This window comes from Neisseria perflava (assembly GCF_002863305.2).
Taxonomy (GTDB): domain Bacteria; phylum Pseudomonadota; class Gammaproteobacteria; order Burkholderiales; family Neisseriaceae; genus Neisseria; species Neisseria perflava_A.
In genome coordinates, this window is the sequence record NZ_CP136962.1 from 618,690 (window position 1) to 643,843 (window position 25,154).

Below are 25,154 nucleotides of genomic sequence, written 5' to 3' on the forward strand. Positions count from 1 at the left end.
TCAGACGGCCTCAAACACAATCCGTCCTGATGCACACGGATGCTCTCCGTTGTTGATTTTAAAGCTCAGTTTATTTTTACCTTCATCGTATTTCAGCTCCACCGACACTTCATCGTGAGGACGGATAAACTGCTGATATTTTAGATTTTCGATGCGGATGATACGCTGTTTACTCCATGGCTTGGGCGCGATCAGATTGCGCACCCATTGCAGCTCGACCACGCCGGGAACAAGCGGGAAGGTGGCAAAATGGCCGCCGAAATAAACCAAATCCAAAGGCACGCGCCCGATAAAAGTTTCGATATTGGTTTCATCGTCAGATGATGTTTTCGACCAAACGGGCGATGTCTGGGCGACGGTAAAGGCCGTCTGAAAATCCGCCGCAGCGATTTTGGCTTGGGCGTTGCGCGGCAGGCTGTCGGTCAAACGCCAGTAACGCGGCAGGGCGATGGTGTCTTGTGTGGCGGCGAGATGGCGTTTGAGCGTATCGGCAACCGCAGCGCGGCCTTTCTCGCGCAAGGCGGCGATACCGTCCGCGTTCAACGCCGCCCATATGGCGATGCGCTGATGTTGCGGATGGCGGCCGCAATGGGCGTCGGCAATCCAAGGGTGTTGTAAAAGTTCGTGTTCGATTTGGGTCAGCGACACGCGTTTGTCCTCAAATTTAATAATACGGTCTTGGCGACCGAGTAACAGAAAACCGTCATCTTGCGGTTCGATCAAATCGGCGGTTTGGCGGCGTTCGGGCGACCAAGGCGAAGAAGCCCACAGTGCGCCTTCTTCGTTTTGCCCGATTTCCACGCCTTCGAAAGGCTGCCATTCTTGGCGTTCGCAACGTGAGGCAATCACGCCGGTTTCGGTACTGCCATAAACTTCAAACGGGCGGACGGCAGCCTGTTGCAGCAAATCCGCCGTGGCTGCGGGCAATGCGCCACCGGCCGAGACAATGCCTGCAATTTTATGGCCGATACTTTGCCAGTTGCGGTTTTCACCCAAGCGGTTGAGTACGGCCGGACTGGCAATCCAAACCACTTTATCGTGTGCGGCCGTGCTGGAAAGCAGGTTTTCCGGATAAACCGCCTGCTGTCGTTCCATAGTCCAACCCATTGTCAACGCGAGTGCGAAGCGGAATGTGAAGCCGTAAAGATGCTGCGGAATCACGCTGCCGATCACGGTTTCACCGTGTTGTCCAAATGGCAGCGTATTTGCCAAAGTCAGGGCTTCTGCCTGCATTTGCGCGGCGGTTTTCACAATAATTTGCGCTTCACCGCTGGAACCTGATGTTTTCAGCCATGCTTCGGCATGGTTGGGAATCAGATGGTTTTCAGGATAAGTGTTCAGCCCTTCCGATTCTGTTTGAGTCAATACATCAGGTAAATGCCAGATGTTCAGGCCGTCTGAAGACAGCTTTTTATCTGTTGAATCCGTTAAAAACGCTTCTGCCGTTTTCCCCCAATCCAAATTGTCTTGCGCCAAATTGGGCAATAATAAAACCTTTCCGCCAGAATGCCACACTGCCAACACAGCACAGGCAAACAGCGTAGCATCGTCAAACCACAACGCGGCCGTTTGCACGCCTGCCTGTTTCAGACGGCCTGACAGATGGAAAACCGCACGGTTGAAGTCAGCACGCGTCCAATTCGGATGGGCGGCGATAAGGTCGTGTTGGGGCAGGTCGGGGGATAGAATTTGGGTTAGGTGCATGATGGTTCTAAGGTTTTATAATTTTGATGTATCTGCCTTGGTATCTTCTTTGAATTGAGCCAAGCATTCATCGTATTGTTTGTTTGTCGTTTGGTGTACCAATTCGTAATCATTCGCCTGCCACTCTTCCAATGAATGGCTTTCACTTCTTTTGAAGCAATGGAGTAGCCGATCGGTTTTGCCGTTTTGTCCGTCTACAAAAAGGCTGATAATTGATGAAATATTTTTAATGGATTAAACCTTCAAAACCAATTTCCGATAAATCCACTCTCCGGCAAATAAGATTCCCATTAACACATACGACACAATGCCGGTATAAGCCGCCCACCAGTCGTAATATTGCAAGCCTGCCAAAATGGCGGCGGTTGCGCCGTTGAAGATAAAGAAGGCGCACCAGATTTTCGTAACGCGTCGAGTGTGGCGCACACCTTCGGGCGGCAGGTCGGGGTGTTGCAGTCGGGCGAGGCGTTCGATAACGGTTTGTTTGGCAAACAGGCTGCCGCCGAAAATGGCAAGCATCAGTGCATTGACGGCGACGGGATACCAATACATCGAGTCAGGCCGTCTGAAAACCAGTACCGCCGCAAAAAAGGCGGCAAGGATAATCGCCGTAATGCGTTGGGCTGTGGTTTGCGGCATGGCGGCGCGTATCAGCCATAACACACACATGGCCGCAGCAAGCCAGAAAAATGCGCCGTTTTCCCTGCCGTAATACCATAGAAGCGGATAGGCGAGGCTGGCAAGGGTCAGTAGGAATTTTCCCAGTGTTTTCATAATGGTGTTCGGTTTCAGATGACTTTTGGGTTTTAGGGGGGGGGAGGTCGTCTGAAAGTTGTTTGGAAAAATAGTAGGATCAGTTCAGCATGGCAATGGCGGCGGACAGAAAAAACGGTGCGACAAGGGTCAGGATAAAGCCGCTGACGACGGCGTATTTGATGTATTCGGCGCGGCAGTTTTCTTTTACAAAGGGCAGGGCGGAGTCCATTGCCGCTGCGCCGGAAATGCCGATTGCCGCCATAGGCTGCTTTCGTCCGTAGAAATACAGGAAGACGATGCTGATCATTTCGCGGAAAAAATCGGTCATAAACGCTGCCGCACCCATTTCGGGCGATACCGCTTTTCCAACCATAGGACCCGAAAGGGAGAACCAGCCGAAACCGCCCGACAATACCAGGCTTTGGGCAAACGAATAGGGCGAACATAGCGAAAAAACGAAACACGCGGCGGCGGTTGCAGCAACGGTCAGAAGCGGCAGCAGGAAAATCCTACGTCCGAATCCGCCAAGCTGGAAATGAACCAAGTCCATGCCAACCATGAAAATCAGCAGATAGAGGATATGGGTGCTGTCGATGGGCAGATTGCCGACCTGTCGCCCGAAAAAGGCAAATGCCGCGACACCCAAACCGAAAAAAGCAAAGGCTTTGAAACAGCCGTAAAAGGGTTTGATAAAGCTGCCCGATGGAGTGGGAGCAGTCGAGGCTTCGGGTTTGCGATAAAGCGCAATCAAGGTAAACGCGCTGATAATCAGTGCGAGCAGCAGGGCATATTTGACGATGTCCGCGCCCAGATTCGGGTCGGTAAAGACGCCGCCGAACTCATAGCCCATGAAAAAGAGCAGCAGCAGGACAATAAAGGACAAGGGTTTGAGTAGGACTTGTCGAAGGGGTGGTGCAAGAAATTTACCAGATAGGAAACCGGTAGATAACAATGCAAGAACAATAAAGATCGATGATAAAGATGATTCCATATTTATAATTCTCCAGTTGAAAATTATTGATTTGATATTAAATATTTTGTTTCGTAAGAGAGAAGTCAATTAATATCATTGTTCTTTGAGCAGGTTTGCCAGTTGCAGTTTGCGGCCGGTTTCGCATTTGATGTGGTCAATAAGGTCGATGGTGTCTTGGATTATTCGTTTTCTTCCTTATTTTTTTCAAAGGCTTCATGTTCTACGAGCAGCTTATAGTATTTTGGATAAAGCTTGGCGATGCGGTTACGGTTTTCCGAGGTGCAGAATTTTGCAACCTCTTTGGGTTCATGAGATTTAGGATAGCGGGAAAACATTTCAGTCTGCTCTTGTTTGGTCATTTTTTTGACCGTTGGGCAGATAGGGGCCATTGCTGATTTGCTGTTGGCAAATCCAGCCATATTCCATGCCAGCATCCCGTTACGTTGAGTTTCCTCGTTCGTGTTTTTTTCACAAAACTCCATATCGTTATACATATCCAATGAATCACGAATGACTTGCATACACTCGGCATGTGTCATTTTTTTGATGAGGGAAATTTCAGCGTGCGCAGACAAGGCGGGGAGTAAGAGCAGTAGGGAAATGAATTTTTTCATGGTGTTAGTTGTATATTATGGATAAGTGAGAAAGATTGATGATTAGGTTGTTTATTGATATTCAGACGACCTTGCCGGTGGGTAAGGCCGTCTGAAAATATGCTGATTCAAAGCGGAATTAGAAATCTTGTTGTACTTTCAAAACCGCTTGAACCACGTCTTCTACGGTACGCACATTGCGGAAGTCTTCGGCTTGCAGTTTGCGGCCGGTTTCGCGTTTGATGTGGTCGATAAGGTCGATAGCGTCGATGCTGTCGATTTCCAAATCTTCGTAGAGGTTGGTTTCGGGTTTGATGCGTTCCGGTTCGATTTCAAACAGGTTAACCAGTGCATCGGTCAGCAGGGCGCGTACTTCTTGTTCAGTCATCTTGTTTCTCCCTTATGCTTGGCGGCTCTTGACGAACTCGGCCAAAGTTTTGACGTTGGCGAAGTTTTCGCGCAGGTTGTCGTTTTCACCGTCGAGCTGGAAGCCGAAGGTTTTTTGTACGGCCAAACCAAGTTCCAATGCATCAACCGAATCCAGACCCAGGCCGTCGTCGCCGAAAAGCGGATCTTCGCTGCCGATGTCGGCAACGGTAATGTCTTCCAAGCCCAAGCTGTCGATGATTAATTGTTTGATTTGGTTTTCTAAATTGCTCATGTGGTTTTCCTTGTAAAATAGTCTTGCAGGTATTCGTTTAAACGGCGTGCGGCGATGGGCAGGGGTTTTTCTGCCAGCCATTCTTCCGGCAGGATGTCGTCGCCGACGGTAATTTCATAATGAATTTTTTGTGGCGGGATTTTGTACCACGGTTGCCCCTTTTTAAAATTGGGCGGCGTCATCTTGATGCACACGGGCGTGATGACTGATGCGCTGCGCAAACCGAGTGATACGGCGCCGCGGTGCATTTTAACCTGTCCATCCCAACCTGTGCGCGTGCCCTCGGGGAAAATCAGCAAACTTTGCCCGCTTTTGAACACGGCATCGATTTCTTCCAGCATTTCCATGCTTTCATCGTTGGGGATGTAGCCGGAAGCGATAATCTGGCTTTTCATGCTGGGGTTGTGCAACAGGTCTTTTTTAACCAGTACGTTCGGCTCCGAATAATGGCTGATCAGCAAGACGACATCCAAAAGCGAGGGATGGTTGGCAAGAATAAGCTGGCCAGGCCTGCCGAGTTTTTCCAAGCCGTTGAAGCGGACGCTCAATACGCCTGACCATTGCAGGTAGCCGACGAAGAAACGCCAAACTTTGCCTATCATGCGTCTTGCTTCAAGTTGGCGTTTGATGTCGCCTTTGGTCGATTTGAGCGTATAGGGTAAAAGTGCGATTTTGAACAATACGCCTGCAACGCCGAAAAGAATAAAGCCGAAGAGTGTGGCAAAAAAGCGACGGAAATAGTCTAAAGTCTTCATGCGTTTTTCTGCCAGTGCCAGTTTCTACCGAGATAGTGTTGCGTATGTTGTCTGCCGTCTGAAAGCAGGAAGCGTACCCACTCCAAGCTGCTCCAATAGGGCTCGACTGTTGTATCGTTAGGATTTTCAGACGGCCTTGCGGCTGTGGTTTCCAAACTTAAGGTATAGTCTTCGCCTTTTATGATGACCAGTGCCAATGCATAGGCAAACGGCGCACGTGTAGCCAAGACGGGATAGTCTTCAGACAACGGATCATCGGCGACAATTACTAAAACGGATGGCACGCCATCTTGCAAAAGCGCGAATGCTTCAGTCAGCGCGGTTTCAAAGGAATCGGCGGCAACGGCCAACGCGGTATGTTCGCTCATATCTTTACGCAACATCGACCATTGCCCAATCGTCGCGTTGTGAACGGACAGGCCGAATGAGGTCGGCGATACGGTATGCGTGTTCAAAAGCTCTTGCCATAATTCAAAGCTGCGGTTGCTTTCGCCGTCGTGCGAAACGTACACCGGTACGCTTTCGGGATATTGGTCGGCCAGATTCCATGCGGCATCACAAACCAAGCGCGCCGCTTTTCCCAAGCGACGGCGTTGCATAGGCGGCAAAAAGGAGAGCGCGGGTTTGCACTCCGGCAGTGAGGCGATATCGAGTTTTCCCTGCGCCCAGTCCTGCCATTGCTCCGGCGTACTGATTTTGCTGGAGGAGGCCTGCCATGCGGCGATATTGAAGCTGAAACGGCAAACGTTTTGAGGCATGATGTCTTTCAATGTTTTACATTTTCATACATTGTAATGAAATAGGTTAGTAAAAGCTAGGCTCTGTTATAATGCATATTGTAACGTAATTTATTCCCGGATGACATTTTATGCCTTCAATACCGAGTGCCCCGATTTATGATGTCGCTTCGCTGCTTCCGCACAGCGGACATATGGTGCTTATCGATTGTGTGAAAGAATTTGGCGATGACTACACGGTTTGCCGTGCGCCGGTTGGCGATAAGCATATTTTGCTGCAGGACGGTGTGTTGCCGTCTATGGCTTATATGGAATTGATGGCGCAGGGCATAGGCGCGTTTGCAGGCATTGAGGCTTTAAAGGCTGGAGAGCCTGTCCGTTTGGGTTTTTTATTGGGAACGCGCAAGCTGGATTTGTTTGCCGATTCTGTGCCAGTCGGTACTGAGCTGGAAGTCAGGGCGCATGTGTCCATTCAGGATTTGGGCGGCATGGGCGTATTTGATTGCGAGTTGCGCTGGACGGATGCGCCGGAAGATGTGAAGCATCTGTTGCCGCCGGACGGTTTGCTGGCAATAGCTTCTTTAAATGTGTACAGTCCGAAAGACGGTCAAATCATTTAAACCGTTTACAAGGCCGTCTGAAAAGACAAAGATTCAGACGGCCTGTCGATATAGTGAGAAAACGTATGAGTGAAACTATTTTAATTACAGGGTCTAATCGCGGTATCGGCAAAGCCGTCGCGCTTGGTTTGGCGCAAGATGGCTTTGATATTGTCGTCCACTGCCGCAGCCGCCGCGATGAAGCGGAAGCTGTCGCGGAAGAAATCCGTGCATTGGGTAGAAATGCGCGCGTGTTGCAGTTTGACGTGTCCGACCGCGAAGCCTGCCGAGAAATTTTGACTGCCGACATTGAGGCAAACGGCACATATTACGGCGTGGTGTTGAACGCCGGCCTGACGCGAGACAATGCGTTTCCTGCTTTTACAGATGATGATTGGGACTTGGTGTTGCGTACCAATTTGGACGGTTTTTATAATGTGCTGCACCCTTTGACCATGCCGATGATCCGTCGCCGCAAAGCCGGACGGATTGTGTGCATGGCGTCGGTATCCGGTTTGACGGGCAACCGCGGTCAGGTCAATTACAGCGCGTCCAAAGCGGGCCTAATCGGCGCGGCAAAAGCCTTGGCGGTTGAGTTGGCTAAACGCAAAATTACCGTCAACTGCGTGGCACCGGGCCTTATCGATACCGATATTATCGATGAGAACGTGCCTGTCGAAGAAATCTTAAAGGCCGTCCCTGCCGCGCGTATGGGATTGCCCGAGGAAGTGGCGCATGCGGTGCGCTTTTTAATGGATGAAAAAGCGGCGTATATTACGCGCCAAGTGATTGCTGTGAACGGAGGTTTGTGTTGAATACTAGAAGAGTCGTAGTAACAGGTATCGGCGGTATTACCGCCTTCGGCCGTGATTGGCAAAGTATTCAGACGGCCTTTAAAGCCGAAAAAAACGCAGTCAAACATATGGACTGGAGTGGACGCTTTCCTGAATTGGAAGCGCAACTGGGTGCGCCGATTGAAGGCTATTCTCCTCCCAAACATTGGACGCGCAAGCAGCTCAGAAGCATGGGGCGCGTATCGCATTTGTGTGTCGATGCGGCGGAACAAGCTTTGACGGATGCAGGCTTGCTGGGTGATGAAAGTATTACAGACGGCCGTATGGGCGTAGCGTGCGGTTCGTCTGTCGGCAGTACCAAAGACATCGGCGATATGGGCGAACTTTTGCTCACCGGCACATCGCGCAATTTCAACGCCAATACTTATGTGCGTATGATGCCGCATACGACTGCCGCCAATATCGGTATTTTCTTCGGCTTAAAAGGCCGCATTATCCCGACTTCGAGCGCGTGCTCTTCCGGCAGTCAAGGCATTGGTTATGCTTACGAAGCGATTAAATACGGCCTGATTGATATGATGTTGGCTGGCGGCGGCGAAGAGTTTTGTCCGTCTGAAGTGTATGTTTTCGATTCACTTTATGCCGCCAGCCGCCGCAACGGCGAACCTGAGCTGACGCCGCGCCCTTACGACAACGCTCGAGACGGCTTGGTCATCGGCGAAGGCGCAGGGATTTTTGTGTTGGAAGAATTGGAACACGCCAAACGGCGCGGTGCAAAAATCTATGCTGAGCTTGTCGGCTATGGTGCCAACAGCGACGGCAGCCACGTTACCCAGCCGCAAAAAGAAACCATGCAAAAATGTATGGAGCTTGCGCTGAAAGATGCCGGTATTACGCCTGATAAAGTCGGCTATGTCAGCGGCCACGGTACGGCGACCGAAAAAGGCGATATTGCCGAAACATTGGCGACTGAGGCAGTGTTTGGTTTTGTGCCGATGAGTTCGCAAAAAAGTTATCTCGGCCATACACTCGGCGCATGCGGCGCATTGGAAGCCTGGTTTACCATCGAAATGATGAACAACGGCTGGTTTGCGCCGACCGTCAATTTGGAAAACATCGATCCGCTTTGCGGCAAGGTGGATTACATCCAAACAGGCGGACGCGAGATTCAAACCGATTATGTGGTCAGCAATAACTTTGCTTTTGGCGGTGTCAATACTTCGCTGGTGTTCAAACGTTGGCAAGAATAATTATGGCTTGATGTTATGATTAAAGGCCGTCTGAAACTTATCTTGAGTTTCAGACGGCCTTTATTTTATGCCGCTTTTGGATTTTATTCGTTTGTTTTCTTCTGATTTAAATCCACCAGCCTTGTTCCGGCCAAGAAGTCGTAGAGGAACTGGCGGTCGGGATGGAACAGGGCGAAGCCCCATGGCAGGATGAGCCAAATGAGCGCGGCGCCGAATGCGCCTTTGGGCGGGATATTGAGCAGATGGCGCAATCCGGCGTAGGCAAACAGGGGAATGAAGACAATAAAAATGCTTGCCCAAATAAAGCGTAGGCGCAGTTGAGGCAGGGGCGGCTGGGTATCGTTTTTATCGGCTAAACCGATTTTCCATGTCTGCATGGCGAGGGTTTGGCCTTTTTTGTGCCAGTTGGTGCGGAAGTAGAGCCACCATGCGTAGAACAGAATCAGACAGGTTGTCAGCATGGACAGGCGCGTGGAAACAGGATTGAGAAAGATGGCGACAATACCGGCTGCAAGGGCTGCAATGCTGGTAACGGCACCGGTCAGCAGAAGTTCGTAAACCAGTGCGGCGAGGCGGCGTTTGAGTGGGGCGGTGGGAAGACGGGTCATAATGCGATGGAAACGGAAATAGGTTTAATGGAAATAAAAACAGGCCGTCTGAAACGGGATAGGATGTTCAGACGGCCTGTTACTGTCGGGATTAACGATGTGGACGTTTTTGACCGCGTGCCTGTTGGGCAGCCATTTGGTTCATTTCCTGACGGGTCGGACGTTTTTTGAAGATGGCGTGCGCTTCGTCAACGGAACATTTTTGTGACAGGCAAACCAAGGTAATTGCGTCTTTTTGATGTTGGCCGCCGCTGTGGTACATGCGGCGCAGGTTGGCTTCGTTGATACGGCCTTTTTCCGGATCGATGTCGAATTTTTTCAGGCGCTCGAGGAATTGGCGTTGCTGACGGCGTGAAGTCCAAACGAAACCGCCTGCGGCAGCGGCCACGATAATGACGGCCAACAGGATGGCCAGCGGCCATGAATCGACGATCAGAACGATGATGAGGCTTAATACGGCAGTGGTCAGCAGGGCCAGACCGCCGATGCGAAGTTTGGTTTTATTATCCATATGGTTGGTGTTTCCTTGTTTTTTGCTGGAAGAGGCCGTCTGAAATGCGAGGTTCAGACGGCCTGAATTTGAGTTTACGCTATTTTACAGTATTTTCTGTTTTTGGGGCGTATTGCGTGCAAGTTTCTTGACGCGTGGCAACGGTTTCAAGCGGCCAGCGAAGTAACGAGTTGTTTGAACTCGGTCCATGCATCGCCTTCTTCTGCGCCTTTGATGATGCGGTCGATTTTGGCGCAGGTTTTGAGCGCGTCGAGCAGGCGGTTGATGGAAATGCGTTTGGCCGCCATCGGTGCAAGGGTCTGCTTGTCGCCCCATAAGCGCAGGCTGTTGCGCAGGCTTTGGATGTTTTGGCCCTGCTTGAGTGCGGCAGTCAGGCGGATTAGGGTGCGGATGTCTTCGGCAACTGCCCACAACAGCAAAACCGGCTCTTCGCCTTCTTCTTCCAAACCGTCCAGCAAACGGGAAACGCGCAGGGCATCGCCTTTCATCCATGCGCCTGCCAGTTGGAATACGTCGAAGCGGGCGACGGTGGCAACTGCGGCTTCTGCGTCGGCAATATTGATTAAATGGCCTTGGGGATGGAGCAGGGCGAGTTTTTCGATTTCCTGACGGGCGGCCAAAAGATTGCCTTCGACGCGCTCGGCAAAAAGGGCGAGTGCTTCAGGTTCGATATCCAAACCCTGCTGTTTCAGACGGCCCTGTATCCATTGCGGCAAAGCATGTGGCGCAACGGCTTTGGCTTCTAAGACGATGCCTTTGCCTGCCAATGCAGAAAACCATTTGGACTGGATTTGCGCTTTTTCAAGCTTGGGCAGGAGGATGAGCGTAACCGTATCTTCGGGCAGGCGTTCAGCGAAGGCTTGCAGGGCCTCGCCTCCGTTTTTGCCGGGTTTGCCGTTAGGAATGTGGATTTCCAGCAGTTTCAAATCGGCAAACAAACCTGCGCTGCCGGCACTTTGCAACAGCTCGTTCCAGTCAAAATTGTTTTCGGCGGTATAGACTTCGCGGTTGAGATAACCTTGTTTTTTTGCGGCTGCGCGCAGCGTATCCAAAGCCTCGATGCGCAACAAATCCTCTTCGCCGTGGATGATGTACAACGGTTTGAGCGGCGTATCGGGGCGCAGGCTCTCAATGGGCGCGGCAGCCATTATTGCGCCTTCAGGAAAGTCAGGCGGCGGACGATTTGATCTGCGGCGTCAATGCGCATTTCAGACCAAATGGTTTCTTCCTCTTCCTGTTTACCCAAAACTTCGCTGTCGGCGTAGTCCATGGTGCGGTGAACCTTAATTTCCAGCGGTTCGCCAACCGGCTCGCCGTTGCGGAAGGCTTGGGCTTTGACGGTCATGGCCAGCAGGTATTCGTTGTTTGCGGCGGCGCGGGTGATGGTGTAGATATCGCGGCGTTTTTGAAAGTCGACAACGCGCAGGGTGATTTGTGATTCGGCTTCGCTAACCGGATGGCCGTCGGCACGGCGTAAGGCATTTTCCAGCGCTTTTTGCATGACGGCTCCGCCTTCTACATGCCAGTTCTGATAAGGCAACGGCTGAGAAGTCACGCCTGTGCCTTTCAGGTGGAAACCGCAAGAGGCAATCAATAGGGCGAGTGCAGGCAATAGGATTTTTTTCATTGGATATTCCTTCGTTGAAACCGGTTACGGTATCGTCGGATTATAACGAATAATGTTTAGGCCGTCTGAAACCGTAAACGGAAAGTATTTCAGACGGCCTTGTCTATAAGATACAACGCTTATTTTTCCAGCCAAATCAGGCTGACCATGCGGCCGGTTTGCCCGTCTCGGCGGTAGGAGAAGAAAGTATCGCGTTCCAAGACGGTGCAATGGGTGCCGCCATAAATCATGTTCACGCCTTCGCGGTGCAGAACCATGCGCGCCAAAGCGTAAATGTCGGCAAGGTATTTGCCGCCGCCGATGTCTTTAAACGCATCGACAGCTTCCGGCATAAGGGTGCAAAACGCATCAAATACATCTTGCCCTACCTCAAACGCATCAGGGCCGATGGCAGGGGCGAGATAGGCCATGATTTCCAGCGGCTCGACATTCATTGCTGCAATGGTGTTTTGCAAAACGCCACCGGCCAAACCGCGCCAACCTGCATGAGCCGCCGCAACAACGGTCCCTGCTTTGTCGCAAAACAAGACAGGCAGGCAATCGGCAGTCATCGAAGCGCAGGCGATCGTGCCCGTCGTATCAACCGAGGCATCGGCATCCGGCGAATTGCCTAATGCTTCGGCGGCATTTACAACAATGGTGCTGTGGATTTGATTAAGGTAGGCAACGGGCAGGCCGACTTGTTCCTGTACGATTTCACGGTTGCGGAGCACGGCTTCCAGATTGTCGCCGACGTGCGAACCGACATTTAGGCTGCGGTACACGCCTTCGCTGACACCGCCGTTGCGTGTGGTAATAAGCGTTTTAACATTGGCAGGGGCAGGCCAGTCGGCAGTCAAAAAATTTTTGCCTTGCGGGGCGAGGTTTAGGGTATCTGTGATGGTTTTCATAATCTTTGAGTCGCTGAAATATTGGAACGGATTGATTTCAGACGGCCTCAAAACAATATTTTAGGCCGTCTGAAAATATGGGTTTAATCCCTTACGTAAACGACTTCGACATCGTAGTCGTCTTCATTCCAATCGTCGTCATCGTCCATGCCGAATTTCTCTTGCCATTCTTCCTCGTTGCTTAGGGACGAATCCAAACCGGCTTCCAGACGCAGGACGGAAAGCAGGTGGTACATATCGTCAGGCATAGGCGCTTCAAAGGAAACGGTTTCGCCGGTTTTCGGGTGCACAAAGCTCAAGCGGTAGGCGTGCAGGGCTTGGCGTGCACCAAGGGCTTTGATGGCCTCTTTAACCGCATCGCTGCATGGGTGGCGCAGGTTGCCGTAAACAGGGTCGGCGGCCAGCGGATGGTTGGCTTCGCGCATATGAACGCGGATTTGGTGGGTGCGGCCGGTTTCGAGTGAGCATTCGATGTAGCTGTGTGCCAGATAACGTTCCAACACTTTGACGTGGGTGATGGCAGGTTTGCCGCCGAATTTGACGACTGCCATTTTTAGGCGGTTGTGCGGATCGCGGCCGATTTGGGTTTCAATTTTGCCATCGAAAGGGACGATGCCGTTGGCGACTGCGCGGTAAATGCGTTTGACTGTGCGCTCTTGAAGCTGTTGAACCAGTGAGTTTTGCGCCGGCAAGGTTTTGGCGACCACCATCAGGCCGCTGGTTTCTTTGTCCAAACGGTGTACGATGCCCGCACGCGGCACTTGGCTTAATTCGGGACAGTGCGCCAACAGGCCGTTGAGCAGGGTGCCGCTCCAGTTGCCTGCGGCAGGATGGACGACCAACCCGGCAGGCTTGTTGATGACGATGACGGTATCGTCTTCATAAATAATGTCCAAATCCATAGACTCGGGCGTGAAGGCGAGGTTTTCTTCGCTCGGACGTACCGTAACGGCAATCAATTCACCGCCTATCATTTTATCTTTGGGTTGCGCGGGCTTATCGTTTACAATGACTGCACCCTCTTTAATCCACGAACTCAGGCGGCTGCGCGAGTAGTCGGGCATGAGTTTGGCCAATACGGCATCCAGCCTTCCGCCCGCCATTTTGAGCGGAACGGTCAAATTAACACAACTTTCTGTTTCAGGGGATGACGGAAAGTCTAAATCATCGCTATAATCGGCTTCGTTATCAAAGGAAGTATTCTGCATGAAAAAAATTCTTTTAGTAGTTTCTTTAGGTTTGGCACTAAGTGCCTGCGCAAATAAAGGCACAATCGATAAAGACGCCCAAATTACTCAAGATTGGAGTGTGGAAAAGCTTTATGCCGAAGCGCAAGACGAATTGAACAGCAACAATTATACGCGAGCTGTCAAGTTATACGAAATTTTAGAATCCCGTTTTCCAAACGGCCGCTATGCACAGCAGTCCCAGTTGGATACGGCGTATGCCTATTATAAAGACGATGAGCCGGAAAAAGCCTTGGCTGCCATTGCGCGCTTCCAACGCCATCATCCGCAACATCCGAATATGGACTACGCGCTGTACTTGAAAGGTTTGGTCCTGTTTAACGAAGACCAGTCTTTCTTGAACAAGCTGGCTTCCCAAGACTGGTCCGACCGCGACCCGAAAGCCAACCGCGATGCTTATCAGGCGTTTGCCGAGTTGGTTCAACGTTATCCAAACAGCAAATACGCTGCCGATGCAACCGAGCGTATGGCCAAGCTGGTGGACGCTTTGGGTGGTAACGAGATATCTGTGGCGCGTTATTACATGAAACGCGGTGCTTATGTCGCAGCAGCCAACCGTGCGCAAAAAATCGTCAGCCGTTACCAAAATACCCGTTATGTCGAAGAAGCTTTGGCGATGATGGAATTGGCGTACAAAAAACTGGACAAGCCGCAACTGGCAGCCGATACGCGCCGCGTTTTGGAAACCAACTTCCCTCAAAGCCCGTTCTTGCAACACGAATGGCGATCTGACGATATGCCTTGGTGGCGTTACTGGCGTTAAGCGTCGGGTTGTTCAGGCATGAATAAGGACGTCTGAGAATGATGCATCTATGCATTTGGTTTTCAGACGGCCTTTGTTTTTAATGTTTTTTTTACGTTTCCTGCAAACAGGGTGCAAAATTTGTTTTAATATGGTAAAGTCTGATTTTAATAACTCGACGGTTTGAAGCCGTCACTCAGGGGCTGTTTAAATTTAAAATCAGTTTTGTTGAAGCCGCATCGGATGTGCCGTCGATGCATTCAGGAAAATTTCAGTCGTCAGGCTGATTTGGTTTTAAATTTAAGCAGCCCTTTGTGTTTACAAAAAACAGAGGTAGATTCTCATGAAGTCTTGGCAGCTTCCTGAACACGTCGCCGACGTATTGCCGACCAATGCGCGACAATTGGAAAGCACCCGTGAGCGGCTGTTGGCTTTGTTCCGCGTGCATGGTTACGAATTGGTACAGCCGCCGTTGATGGAATACAGCCATTCCTTATTGACTCATATCGATGTCGGTTTGTCTTTGAAAACCATTTTGGTCGTCGATCAGCTTAGCGGTCGCCAGCTCGGTATCCGCGCGGATATTACGCCGCAGGTGGCGCGCATTGATGCACACTTGCTTTCTGCCAATCAAGGCATCAACCGTTTGTGCTATGCCGGCTCGGTGCTTCATGCGCGGCCTGACGGATTGCTCAATATGCGCGAACCTTTGCAGGCGGGTGCGGAAATGTACGGCTTGGAAGGCATTGAAGCGGATATTGAATTGATTGATTTGATGCTGAAAAGTATGAAAATCGCCGACATGGGCGAAGTTTTGCTCTCGTTGGGACATATCGGCGTATTCCGTGCTTTAGCAAATGCCGCGCATTTGGATGAGCAGCAATCGGCAATCCTGCTGTCATCGATGCAGGACAAAGATGCCGAGGCTGTCAGCCAGTTGGTCAAAGAGTGGAAACTTGACGGCATGTGGGCAAAAGCGTTTTCACTGTTGCCCCGACTGTACGGCGGTCGTGAAGTGCTGACTGTGGCTAGAGAGAAATTACCGGAATTGTCTGCAGTCAGTGCGGCTTTGGATGAATTACAGGCAGTATGCGACGCGTTCCCAAATCAAAAAGTGCATATCGATTTGTCGGAACTGCGCGTTGACAATTACCATACCGGTTTGCTTTACGCGGCTTATGGTTCAAACCGTCATGATGCCGTGGCACGCGGCGGCCGTTATGACGGATTGGGCGGATACTTCGGACGAGCGCGTCCTGCAGCCGGATTCAGTTTTGATTTGCGCAGCTTCATCGGCCGCCTTCCTGCTATCGGACGGGAATCCGTGGTGGCTGTCGATGTAAAAGACATGCCTGCGGCTCAAGAAGCGGTAGATGCTTTGCGCGAACAAGGACAATGTGTCGTTATCGATTACGGTATCGGCTATAACGGTTCGGAAGAGGTTACAGGCCGTCTGAAACAAGTGGACGGCGTTTGGAAAGTAATCGATTTGAACGATTGAGTTTTATTTTGAAATTTTGTATCTGAAATAAGGTTAGATAGCTATGGCTAAAAATGTTGTCGTAATCGGTGCCCAATGGGGTGATGAAGGCAAAGGTAAGATTGTTGACTGGCTGGCAGAAGAAACCAGCGGTGTTGTACGTTTCCAAGGCGGCCACAATGCCGGCCATACATTGGTCGTCGGTGGTAAAAAAACCATTTTGCGCCTGATTCCAAGCGGCATTTTGCATGAGACTTTGGACTGCTTCATCGGCTCAGGTGTTGTAGTTTCTCCTGAAGCATTGTTGGGTGAAATCGACGAATTGAATGCTGCCGGTGTGAAAAACGTCGAAGGCCGTCTGAAAATTGCGCCGACCTGCCCATTGATTCTGCCTTACCATATTGCGCTTGATCAAGCTCGCGAAGCTTCCCGCGGTAAAAGCAAAATTGGTACAACCGGCCGCGGCATCGGCCCGGCTTATGAAGATAAAGTTGCCCGTCGTGCGATTCGCGTGGTGGACTTGTTGCACCCTGAAAAACTGGTTGAAAAACTGGAAGCTGTTTTGGCTTATTACAATGTTCAGTTACAACACCTGCACAATGCCGAGTCGGTAAAAGTTGAAGACGTGATGGTGGTCATTGAAAAAGTTGCACCGCGCATTACGCCGATGATTACCGATGTTTCCCGTGTTTTGAACGAGAAAAACCGCAAAGGCGAAAGCCTGTTGTTTGAAGGCGCACAAGGTACGTTGCTGGATATCGACTACGGTACTTATCCGTTTGTAACTTCCTCCAACTGCTTGGCAGGTGCCGCTTCTGCCGGTGCAGGCGTAGGTCCGCAAATGCTGGATTACGTTTTGGGTATCGTTAAAGCCTATACCACCCGCGTGGGTTCCGGCCCATTCCCGACTGAATTGTTTGACGAAGTGGGCGCAGGTTTGGCTGAACGCGGCCATGAATTCGGCTCCGTAACCGGTCGTGCGCGTCGTTGTGGCTGGTTTGACGCGGCTGCTCTGAAACGCTCTATTCAAGTTAATGGCATTTCCGGCATGTGCATTACCAAGCTGGATGTGATGGACGGTATTGAAAACATCAATATCTGCGTAGGCTATGAATTGCCTGATGGCAGCAAAACCGACATTCTGCCTTGCGGCTCCGATGCGGTAGAAACCTGCAAACCGATTTATGAAACCATGCCTGGTTGGAGCGAGTCTACTTTTGGCGTGAAAGAGTACGACAAGCTGCCTGAAAACGCTAAAGCTTATCTGAAACGTATTGAAGAAGTGTGCGGTGCGCCCGTGGCCATTGTTTCAACCGGTCCTGACCGTGAAGAAACCATTGTTTTGCATCATCCGTTTGCTTAATTGATTAAGTGAATAAAAGGCCGTCTGAATTTTCAGACGGCCTTTTATATGAAATGCAATAAAAATTCAGCCCTGAAGAATACCTGTCTTCAGGGCTGAATTTTGTATTTTACGCTGTTTTTAAGTACGAATGTTTGGAAAGTGAGATGTAGTGCCAAGTAACAATTATTCTCATTGACGTAAATCAAGAAAAGGCTAGTCTGTAATTTTATTTCAAGAAAACCCCTGTAAATAAATGGGTATTGATGTTATCCTTTCAGAAAATTTACAGTCTATATTTTCAATAAAATTAGGAGCTTGATATGTCAAATGATGTTCAGCAACGTCCTGCCGCTTGGGAAGGTTTTGTCGGTGGCAACTGGGAAACCAACGTAGATGTCCGCGATTTTATTCAAAAAAACTACACGCCATATGAAGGTGATGCCTCTTTCTTGGCACCAGCAACCGAAGCCACAACCAAGCTGTGGGCGGAAGTGATGGAAGGCATCAAGGTTGAAAACCGTACGCACGAGCCGTATAAAATTGACGCGCAAATCGTATCCGGTATTACCAGCCATGCTCCAGGCTATATCGACAAAGATTTGGAAACCATCGTCGGCCTGCAAACAGACGAGCCTTTGAAACGCTCTATCATGCCGTTTGGCGGTTTGAAAATGGTGCAAGACGCGTGCAAAGTGTACAACGTTGAATTGAATCCCGAAGTCAGCGAAATTTTCACCAAATACCGCAAAACCCACAACCAAGGCGTGTTTGACGTTTACACTCCCGACATCCGCCGTTGCCGTAAATCAGGCGTGATTACCGGTCTGCCGGATGCTTATGGCCGTGGCCGTATTATCGGTGACTACCGCCGTGTGGCATTGTACGGTATCGACTTCTTGATGAAAGACAAACTCAACCAGTTCAACTCACTGCAAGCCGATTTGGAAAACGGTGTAGACTTGGAAGAAGTGATCCGCCGCCGCGAAGAAATCAATGAGCAATATAAAGCATTGAACCAAATGAAAGAAATGGCGGCTTCTTACGGCTACGATATTTCCGGCCCTGCAAAAAATGCACAAGAAGCGATCCAATGGACTTACTTCGCCTACCTCGCTGCCGTTAAATCTCAAAACGGCGCAGCGATGTCCTTCGGCCGTGTATCTTCATTCTTGGATATTTACATCGAACGCGACCTGAAAAACGGTGTGATTACCGAAACCCAAGCTCAAGAATTCATTGACCACTTGGTGATGAAACTGCGTATGGTCCGTTTCCTGCGTACGCCCGAATACGACCAACTCTTCTCCGGCGACCCGATTTGGGCAACCGAATCCATCGGCGGTATGGGCTTGGATGGCCGTACCTTGGTAACCCGCACCAACTTCCGCGTGCTGCATACCCTGTATAACATGGGCCCGTCTCCTGAGCCAAACATCACTGTATTGTGGTCAGAACAACTGCCGCAAGGCTTTAAAGAATTCTGCGCCAAAGTATCCATCGATACTTCGTCCATCCAATACGAAAACGACGATTTGATGCGCCCTGACTTCAATAGCGACGACTACGCCATTGCCTGCTGCGTCAGCCCGATGGTGGTCGGCAAACAAATGCAGTTCTTCGGCGCACGTGCTAACTTGGCTAAAACTCTGCTGTACGCAATCAACGGCGGCGTGGATGAAAAATCTAAAGAGCAAGTTGGTCCGAAAACCGAGCCGATTATGGACGAAGTTTTGGACTACGACACTGTCTTTGAGCGCATGGACAAATTCATGGATTGGTTGGCAACCCAATACGTTACCGCGCTGAACATTATTCACTACATGCACGACAAATACAGCTACGAAGCCGCGTTGATGGCGTTGCATGACCGTGACGTGAAACGTACGATGGCATGTGGTATCGCCGGTTTGTCTGTGGCTGCCGACTCATTGTCCGCCATTAAATATGCCAAAGTGAAACCGATTCGCGACGAAAACGGCATTGCCGTTGACTTTGAAATCGAAGGCGAATACCCACAATTTGGTAATAACGACGACCGCGTTGACGATATCGCCTGCGATTTGGTTGAACGCTTCATGAAAAAAGTGGCAACCCACAAAACTTACCGCAACGCCACTCCGACTCAGTCCGTACTGACCATTACTTCCAACGTTGTTTACGGTAAGAAAACCGGTAATACTCCAGACGGCCGCCGTGCAGGCGCTCCGTTTGGTCCGGGTGCAAACCCAATGCACGGCCGTGACGTCAACGGTGCAGTCGCTTCATTGACTTCCGTAGCCAAACTGCCATTTGAGTTTGCCAAAGACGGTATTTCCTATACCTTCTCCATTATTCCTGGCGCTTTGGGTAAAGACGAGCATTCTCGCGAGCGCAACCTTGCCGGTTTGATGGACGGTTATTTCCACCATGAAGACGGTATTTTGGAAGGCGGTCAACACTTGAACGTCAACGTATTGAATCGCGAGACTTTGGAAGATGCGATGCACAATCCGGAGAAATATCCGCAGTTGACCATTCGTGTTTCCGGTTATGCGGTTCGCTTCAACTCGCTGACCCGCGAACAACAGCTTGACGTGATTACCCGTACATTCACAGAAACCATGTAATCGGGTGGCGAAACAAACCAGAAGCTAAATTTGCATTTGGTTTGTTTTGAAACAAAGCTCCAAGGCCGTCTGAAATGTTCAGACGGCCTTTATTATCGTACAATCCATATAAGCAAAAACATTTTTGAGCCGAACACTATGTCCACGACTTTTGCCATTACCCCCGAGCCGGAACTGAAAGACCTTGGCCACCGTCACTATAACGGCAAAGGTATTATTCATTCGATTGAATCTTGCGGTGCTGTCGATGGTCCGGGTTTGCGCTACGTGCTCTTTTTGCAAGGTTGCCTGATGCGCTGCCTGTATTGTCATAATCGCGATACTTGGGATTTGCATACCGAGCAGGCGCAGGAATTGGATGTGGCAACCGTGATGAAGCAGGTCATGACCTATCGTCATTATCTGCGTGCGACAGGCGGAGGTGTAACGGCAACCGGCGGCGAGCCGTTATTGCAATATGAGTTTGTACGCGATTGGTTTACGGCCTGCCGGGAACACGATATCCATACCTGTCTCGACAGTAATGGCTATGCTTTGCACTATGATTCGATTTTGGATGATTTGCTAGATCATACCAATTTGGTCATGCTCGACTTAAAACAAATCGATCCTGAAATTCATAAAGTGCTTGTCGGTATTCCAAATACCAAAACGCTGAAATTTGCGCGCTATCTTGCCGAACGCAATCAGCCGACGCGGGTGCGCTATGTGGTTGTTCCCGGTTATACCGATGATGAGCGGTCAGCGCATTTATTGGGCGAGTTTATCGGTGATATGGATAATGTCGAAATGGTCGAGCTTTTGCCGTATCACGAATTGGGCGCACATAAATGGGCTTTGTGCGGCGATGAATACAAGTTAAAAGGGGTACATCCGCCGCCTAAAGAAACCATTTTGAAAATCAAAGAAATATTAGAGAGCTACGGAAAAAACATTATTTATTAAAACAGAAAAAGGCCGTCTGAAACGAAATAATCAGTTTCAGACGGCCTTTAAACTATTGAAAAAAACTTAAGCGTTCAATGCGGCCAAAACCTTGGCGACAATTTCTGATACTGCAACGGCTTGAGCCTGATTGTCACGGCGTTCGGCATATTCGACATTGCCTTCTTTTAAGGCGCGATCGCCTATCACGATGCGGTGAGGAATACCCAACAGCTCGGAGTCATTCAACAATACACCTGCACGTTCGTCGCGGTCATCCAACAATACATCTGCACCGGCAGCCAAAAGCTCGGCATAGATTTTGTCAGCGGCTTCGCGTACGGCTTCAGATTTTTTGTAGTTCATCGGCACGATAACGACTTCAAACGGTGCCATTGCTTTGGTCCAAACAATGCCTTTTTCATCATTGTTTTGCTCGATGGCGGCGGCAACAACGCGGGTAATACCGATACCGTAGCAGCCCATTTCCATGATTTGGGATTTGCCGTTATTGTCCAAGAAGCTAACATTCATGGCTTGGGTATATTTGTCGCGCAATTGGAAAACGTGGCCGACTTCAATACCGCGCGCCAGTTTCAGATGGCCTTGTTCGTCAGGGCTGATATCGCCTTCGATGACATTGCGCAAATCGACAAATTCAGGCTCGTCAGCATCTCGGCCGAAGTTGAAGCCGGTATAGTGGTAGTCGTCTTCGTTCGCGCCGATAACCCAGTCTGCGCCTTTTTCGGTGGCGAAATCGGCATAGACTTTACCTTTGAAGTTAACAGGGCCGAGAGAGCCGCCGTTTGCGCCGAACTGTTCAACAATCGCCGCAGGGCTTGCCATGGTCAGTGGCGATTTCACGCCGGCCAGTTTTTCTGCCTTGATGTCGTTAAATTCATGGTCGCCACGTAACAGCAGCAGGACGAGTTCTCCTTCGTTTTCGCCTTCGACCACGATGGACTTGAGGGTTTGTTCAACCGGAATATTCAGGAATTCAACCAAAGACTCTATAGTTTTGACGTTTGGTGTATGTACTTTGGTCAATTCAGCCTGAGCAGCAGCGCGTTCGCCTTTAAGCGGCAAAGTCGGTGCCAACTCGATATTGGCGGCGTAATCAGAAGTGTCGCTATATGCAATAACGTCTTCGCCGCTTTCAGCCAATACTTGGAATTCGTGAGAGCCGGTACCGCCGATGCTGCCAGTATCTGCGGCAACAGGACGGAATTCCAAACCCAAACGGGTGAAGATACGGCAGTAAGCGTCGTACATATCTTGATAGGTCGTCTGAAGCGAGGCATAGTCGGCATGGAAGGAATAAGCGTCTTTCATGACGAACTCGCGCGCGCGCATTACGCCAAAGCGCGGACGTACTTCATCGCGGAATTTGGTTTGGATGTGGTAAAAGTTTTTCGGCAGTTGTTTATAGCTGTTGACTTCTTTGCGCACGATGTCGGCAATGACTTCTTCACAAGTCGGACCCATGCAGAAATCGCGGTCATGACGGTCTTTCAGGCGCAGCAGTTCTTTACCGTAAAACTCCCAGCGGCCGGATTCCTGCCACAGTTCGGCAGGTTGTACCACCGGCATCAGCAGCTCTACGCTACCTGCGCGGGCCATTTCTTCGCGCACGATATTTTCAACTTTGCGCAATACGCGCAGACCCATCGGCATCCAAGTATAAAGACCGGATGCGTTGGCTTTGATTAAACCGGCACGAATCATCAGCTTGTGGCTGGCAAGTGCGGCTTCGGCAGGGGCTTCTTTAAGGGTAGAAATGAAGAACTGGGAGGCTTTCATGGCGTATTTTTCTTTCTTAAAAATAAGTGCGTATTGTAACGCAAAATGTGTGGCCGCGAGTCTTTTGAATGGCATCTGATGAAATCGGCCGTTGTTTCAAGCAGCTTTTGATTCGGGGCGATTTTTAGGGATGTCAACCCTAATTTATGCACAAAGCCGCATAACCTTGTTTTACCTATAAATTTTCACTGTATGATTATAGTAAAATCTTATAAATATAACTATTTGATTTTATTATGTTTTATTTGATTAAATTTTAGTCAATTTAAGACTTGGTTTGTTCCTAAAGAAAATTTTACGATTACCCAAAGCTTATCAACAGATTTATCCACAGAGATTGTGTATAGATTTTAAATGCTGCCGGCGTAATGATTTTGCATGTTTGGCAAGTCTTGTTTAAAGCAGATTTGGTTGCCTTAAAAAGATGGGGCAACAACACGATGAGCAGGTTTTGCGCTAACATTCTGTTTATTGTTGTTTCCTTACAAGGAATAAAATGAAAAATTCAGAATTGCATTTGCTGGAACGCAGAAAGATGTTTAACGGGCATCAGGAACGGTACCGCCATTTTTCTCAAACCTGCCGGACGGATATGGTATTTGATGTCTATCTACCTCCACAAGTCTTAAAAGGTTATCCCGCGCCTGTTTTATATTTCCTTTCCTGCTTAAATAGCGATGGTTCTGAATTGGTTCGGCAAAGCGGCATCCAGCGTTTTGCGGCGCAATGGAATATTATTGTGGTTTTCCCAGATACCTCGCCACGCGGTCAGCATGTTGCCGACAGTGAGGAACATTATCTTGGACAAGGTGCCGGATTTTATGTCAATGCAACTGAAGCGCCTTGGGCGCAGCATTACCAAATGGAAAGCTATATCAGCCAAGAATTACCTGATTTGATCGAGCATCATTTTCCGGTAACGAAAGAGCGCAGCATTGCAGGTTTCAGCATGGGCGGGCATGGCGCGCTGCATTTGGCTTTGAACTATCCCGGCCGATATGCTGCGGTTTCTGCCTTTGCGCCTTTATGTCACCCTATAGATACGGAAGGCGGTAGGCAGGCGTTTTCAGCTTATTTGGGTCAAAACGTGGAAACATGGAAACGCTATGACAGTACAGAACTGCTTCAGACGGCCTCGCATAAATTGCCTGTTTTGATTGATGTCGGCAGTGAAGATGCTTTGTATCCTGAAGTCCTGCAACCGGAAGCGTTTGTCCGCTCAGCACGCGAAAAAGGTTTCAATATCCAATATAAAGTACGCCCGGGCTATGGGCATGACTATTTCTTTATTGCCAGCTTTATCGATTCGCATATTGAGTTTCACGCTCAGGCATTAGGTCTTTAAGTAGCATTGAATAAAAGGCCGTCTGAAATCCGATTAATGGTCGGATTTCAGACGGCCTTTATTTGGTCTTTTTTACCTTTTATTTCAAACAGACTTATTCCTCAGGACGTTCGCCATCGGTATCGTCCAATCTGCCTTCGGTAATATCGACATTGATACCGACTGCCGCACGGATTTTGGCATCGATTTCGTTGGCGATATCAGGGTTTTCTTTCAACCAAACGCGTACATTATCTTTACCTTGGCCGATTTTTGCGCCGTTGTAGCTGTACCATGCACCGGATTTTTCAACGATGTCATGTTTGACGCCCAGATCAATCAATTCGCCTTCCCAGCTGATGCCTTCGCCGTAAAGAATATCGAATTCGGCTTGACGGAACGGAGGCGCAACTTTGTTTTTGATGACTTTGACTTTGGTTTCGTTACCAATAACGTCATCGCCTTTTTTAATCTGACCGGTACGGCGGATGTCGAGGCGGACGGAGGCGTAGAATTTGAGTGCGTTACCGCCGGTCGTGGTTTCAGGGCTGCCGAACATCACGCCGATTTTCATACGGATTTGGTTAATGAAAACAACCAATGTATTGGTGCGTTTGATGTGGCCGGTCAGTTTGCGGAGGGCTTGGCTCATCAGGCGAGCTTGCAGGCCGACGTGGCTGTCACCCATTTCGCCTTCGATCTCGGCTTTAGGTACAAGTGCGGCTACGGAGTCGACAACAACCATATCGATACCGCCTGAGCGTACCAATGTATCGCAGATTTCCAATGCCTGTTCGCCAGTATCCGGTTGGGAGAGATAGAGTTCTTCGACTTTTACACCGAGTTTGCGGGCGTAAATCGGGTCAAAAGCATGCTCGGCATCGATGAATGCGCAGATGCCGCCATTTTTTTGGCATTGGGCAATGGCTTCGAGACAGAGTGTGGTTTTACCGGAGGATTCCGGGCCGAAAATTTCAACCACGCGGCCGCGGGGCAGACCGCCAACGCCGAGTGCCAAGTCCACGCCGAGGGAGCCGGTGGAAATAACATCAAGGTTTTCTTCCTGTTGGCTGCCGTCCATTTTCATGATGGAGCCTTTGCCGAAGTTTTTTTCGATTTGGGCAAGGGCGGCGGCTAAGGCTTTGCTTTTTTCGTCTGACATGTTTTCTCTCCGAAAGGAAATATGAATAGCTAAGAATTTATTTAGCTATTATCGCATAAATTAAGA

The 25,154-nt window shown here is 49.8% G+C and carries 25 protein-coding genes; 9 read left to right on the plus strand and 16 right to left on the minus strand.

Going from position 1 to position 25,154, the window contains the following annotated elements:
• The 8 genes from CYJ98_RS02750 to CYJ98_RS02785 form a co-directional block, all read right to left on the minus strand.
• Positions 1 to 1,704 carry an AMP-binding protein gene (locus CYJ98_RS02750; protein ID WP_101755192.1) on the minus strand — a complete coding sequence of 568 codons (1,704 nt, stop codon included), beginning with the start codon at positions 1,702 to 1,704 and terminating at the stop codon, positions 1 to 3.
• Between the two features lie 234 nt (positions 1,705 to 1,938).
• Entirely contained in the window at positions 1,939 to 2,478 is a 540-nt protein-coding gene (locus CYJ98_RS02755) for a hypothetical protein (RefSeq protein ID WP_101755193.1), read from the minus strand.
• A 79-nt stretch (positions 2,479 to 2,557) separates the two neighbouring features.
• The gene (locus CYJ98_RS02760; RefSeq protein ID WP_101755194.1) at positions 2,558 to 3,343 is read right to left on the minus strand and encodes a lysine exporter LysO family protein; all 786 of its coding nucleotides are present in this window, start codon (positions 3,341 to 3,343) and stop codon (positions 2,558 to 2,560) included.
• Between the two features lie 269 nt (positions 3,344 to 3,612).
• Positions 3,613 to 4,047, minus strand: coding sequence for a hypothetical protein (locus tag CYJ98_RS02765; RefSeq protein WP_101755195.1), 435 nt, complete (start codon positions 4,045 to 4,047; stop codon positions 3,613 to 3,615).
• A 118-nt stretch (positions 4,048 to 4,165) separates the two neighbouring features.
• Positions 4,166 to 4,414, minus strand: coding sequence for an acyl carrier protein (locus tag CYJ98_RS02770; protein ID WP_101755196.1), 249 nt, complete (start codon positions 4,412 to 4,414; stop codon positions 4,166 to 4,168).
• Positions 4,415 to 4,426: 12 nt separating this feature from the next.
• A complete protein-coding gene (locus CYJ98_RS02775; protein WP_003680822.1) occupies positions 4,427 to 4,687 on the minus strand; it encodes a phosphopantetheine-binding protein in 261 nt (86 codons plus the stop codon).
• On the minus strand, positions 4,684 to 5,442 hold the full coding sequence (locus tag CYJ98_RS02780) for a lysophospholipid acyltransferase family protein (RefSeq protein ID WP_049344240.1): 759 nt from the start codon (positions 5,440 to 5,442) through the stop codon (positions 4,684 to 4,686). The genes CYJ98_RS02775 and CYJ98_RS02780 overlap by 4 nt, the downstream gene beginning before the upstream one ends.
• The gene (locus CYJ98_RS02785) at positions 5,439 to 6,200 is read right to left on the minus strand and encodes a beta-ketoacyl synthase chain length factor (RefSeq protein WP_101755197.1); all 762 of its coding nucleotides are present in this window, start codon (positions 6,198 to 6,200) and stop codon (positions 5,439 to 5,441) included. The genes CYJ98_RS02780 and CYJ98_RS02785 overlap by 4 nt, the downstream gene beginning before the upstream one ends.
• 110 nt (positions 6,201 to 6,310) lie before the next feature.
• On the opposite strand from CYJ98_RS02785, the gene CYJ98_RS02790 reads away from it, so the two are divergent.
• From CYJ98_RS02790 to CYJ98_RS02800, 3 genes are all read left to right on the plus strand, one after another.
• Positions 6,311 to 6,799, plus strand: a complete 489-nt coding sequence (locus CYJ98_RS02790) for a thioester dehydrase (protein WP_101755198.1) — start codon at positions 6,311 to 6,313, stop codon at positions 6,797 to 6,799.
• Between the two features lie 65 nt (positions 6,800 to 6,864).
• Positions 6,865 to 7,593 carry a 3-oxoacyl-ACP reductase FabG gene (fabG, locus tag CYJ98_RS02795; RefSeq protein ID WP_003746422.1) on the plus strand — a complete coding sequence of 243 codons (729 nt, stop codon included), beginning with the start codon at positions 6,865 to 6,867 and terminating at the stop codon, positions 7,591 to 7,593.
• Positions 7,587 to 8,822 carry a beta-ketoacyl-ACP synthase gene (locus CYJ98_RS02800; protein WP_101755199.1) on the plus strand — a complete coding sequence of 412 codons (1,236 nt, stop codon included), beginning with the start codon at positions 7,587 to 7,589 and terminating at the stop codon, positions 8,820 to 8,822. The genes fabG and CYJ98_RS02800 overlap by 7 nt, the downstream gene beginning before the upstream one ends.
• 83 nt (positions 8,823 to 8,905) lie before the next feature.
• Here the strand turns inward: CYJ98_RS02800 and CYJ98_RS02805 are convergent, their stop codons facing one another.
• From CYJ98_RS02805 to rluD, 6 genes are all read right to left on the minus strand, one after another.
• A complete protein-coding gene (locus CYJ98_RS02805) occupies positions 8,906 to 9,430 on the minus strand; it encodes an RDD family protein (RefSeq protein WP_101755200.1) in 525 nt (174 codons plus the stop codon).
• A 91-nt stretch (positions 9,431 to 9,521) separates the two neighbouring features.
• Entirely contained in the window at positions 9,522 to 9,941 is a 420-nt protein-coding gene (locus CYJ98_RS02810) for a hypothetical protein (protein ID WP_003746427.1), read from the minus strand.
• A 146-nt stretch (positions 9,942 to 10,087) separates the two neighbouring features.
• On the minus strand, positions 10,088 to 11,089 hold the full coding sequence (gene holA / locus CYJ98_RS02815) for a DNA polymerase III subunit delta (RefSeq protein ID WP_070608832.1): 1,002 nt from the start codon (positions 11,087 to 11,089) through the stop codon (positions 10,088 to 10,090).
• Positions 11,089 to 11,568, minus strand: a complete 480-nt coding sequence (lptE, locus tag CYJ98_RS02820) for an LPS assembly lipoprotein LptE (protein WP_101755201.1) — start codon at positions 11,566 to 11,568, stop codon at positions 11,089 to 11,091. Before lptE ends, holA begins: the two co-directional genes overlap by 1 nt.
• 119 nt (positions 11,569 to 11,687) lie before the next feature.
• Positions 11,688 to 12,458 carry a peptidoglycan editing factor PgeF gene (pgeF, locus tag CYJ98_RS02825; protein WP_101755202.1) on the minus strand — a complete coding sequence of 257 codons (771 nt, stop codon included), beginning with the start codon at positions 12,456 to 12,458 and terminating at the stop codon, positions 11,688 to 11,690.
• An 83-nt stretch (positions 12,459 to 12,541) separates the two neighbouring features.
• Positions 12,542 to 13,666: a 23S rRNA pseudouridine(1911/1915/1917) synthase RluD gene (gene rluD, locus CYJ98_RS02830; RefSeq protein ID WP_101755203.1), complete on the minus strand. Its 1,125-nt coding sequence runs from the start codon at positions 13,664 to 13,666 to the stop codon at positions 12,542 to 12,544.
• Here rluD and CYJ98_RS02835 point away from each other — a divergent pair.
• From CYJ98_RS02835 to pflA, 5 genes are all read left to right on the plus strand, one after another.
• Positions 13,665 to 14,468, plus strand: coding sequence for an outer membrane protein assembly factor BamD (locus tag CYJ98_RS02835; protein WP_003680807.1), 804 nt, complete (start codon positions 13,665 to 13,667; stop codon positions 14,466 to 14,468). The two genes, rluD and CYJ98_RS02835, sit on opposite strands and share 2 nt — an antisense overlap.
• Positions 14,469 to 14,790: 322 nt before the next feature.
• On the plus strand, positions 14,791 to 15,948 hold the full coding sequence (locus CYJ98_RS02840; protein ID WP_101755204.1) for an ATP phosphoribosyltransferase regulatory subunit: 1,158 nt from the start codon (positions 14,791 to 14,793) through the stop codon (positions 15,946 to 15,948).
• Positions 15,949 to 15,991: 43 nt separating this feature from the next.
• Entirely contained in the window at positions 15,992 to 17,290 is a 1,299-nt protein-coding gene (locus CYJ98_RS02845) for an adenylosuccinate synthase (protein ID WP_162817328.1), read from the plus strand.
• Positions 17,291 to 17,592: 302 nt separating this feature from the next.
• Positions 17,593 to 19,878: a formate C-acetyltransferase gene (gene pflB / locus CYJ98_RS02850; RefSeq protein WP_101755206.1), complete on the plus strand. Its 2,286-nt coding sequence runs from the start codon at positions 17,593 to 17,595 to the stop codon at positions 19,876 to 19,878.
• A gap of 138 nt (positions 19,879 to 20,016) precedes the next feature.
• A complete protein-coding gene (gene pflA / locus CYJ98_RS02855; protein ID WP_039864035.1) occupies positions 20,017 to 20,823 on the plus strand; it encodes a pyruvate formate lyase 1-activating protein in 807 nt (268 codons plus the stop codon).
• 66 nt (positions 20,824 to 20,889) lie between these two features.
• Here pflA and CYJ98_RS02860 read toward each other — a convergent pair whose 3' ends face one another.
• The gene (locus CYJ98_RS02860) at positions 20,890 to 22,602 is read right to left on the minus strand and encodes a proline--tRNA ligase (RefSeq protein WP_101755245.1); all 1,713 of its coding nucleotides are present in this window, start codon (positions 22,600 to 22,602) and stop codon (positions 20,890 to 20,892) included.
• A 496-nt stretch (positions 22,603 to 23,098) separates the two neighbouring features.
• On the opposite strand from CYJ98_RS02860, the gene fghA reads away from it, so the two are divergent.
• Positions 23,099 to 23,947 carry an S-formylglutathione hydrolase gene (gene fghA, locus CYJ98_RS02865; RefSeq protein WP_101755207.1) on the plus strand — a complete coding sequence of 283 codons (849 nt, stop codon included), beginning with the start codon at positions 23,099 to 23,101 and terminating at the stop codon, positions 23,945 to 23,947.
• Positions 23,948 to 24,041: 94 nt separating this feature from the next.
• On the opposite strand, the gene recA is transcribed toward fghA, so the two are convergent.
• Positions 24,042 to 25,088: a recombinase RecA gene (gene recA, locus CYJ98_RS02870; protein ID WP_101755208.1), complete on the minus strand. Its 1,047-nt coding sequence runs from the start codon at positions 25,086 to 25,088 to the stop codon at positions 24,042 to 24,044.
• Positions 25,089 to 25,154 lie beyond the last annotated feature (66 nt).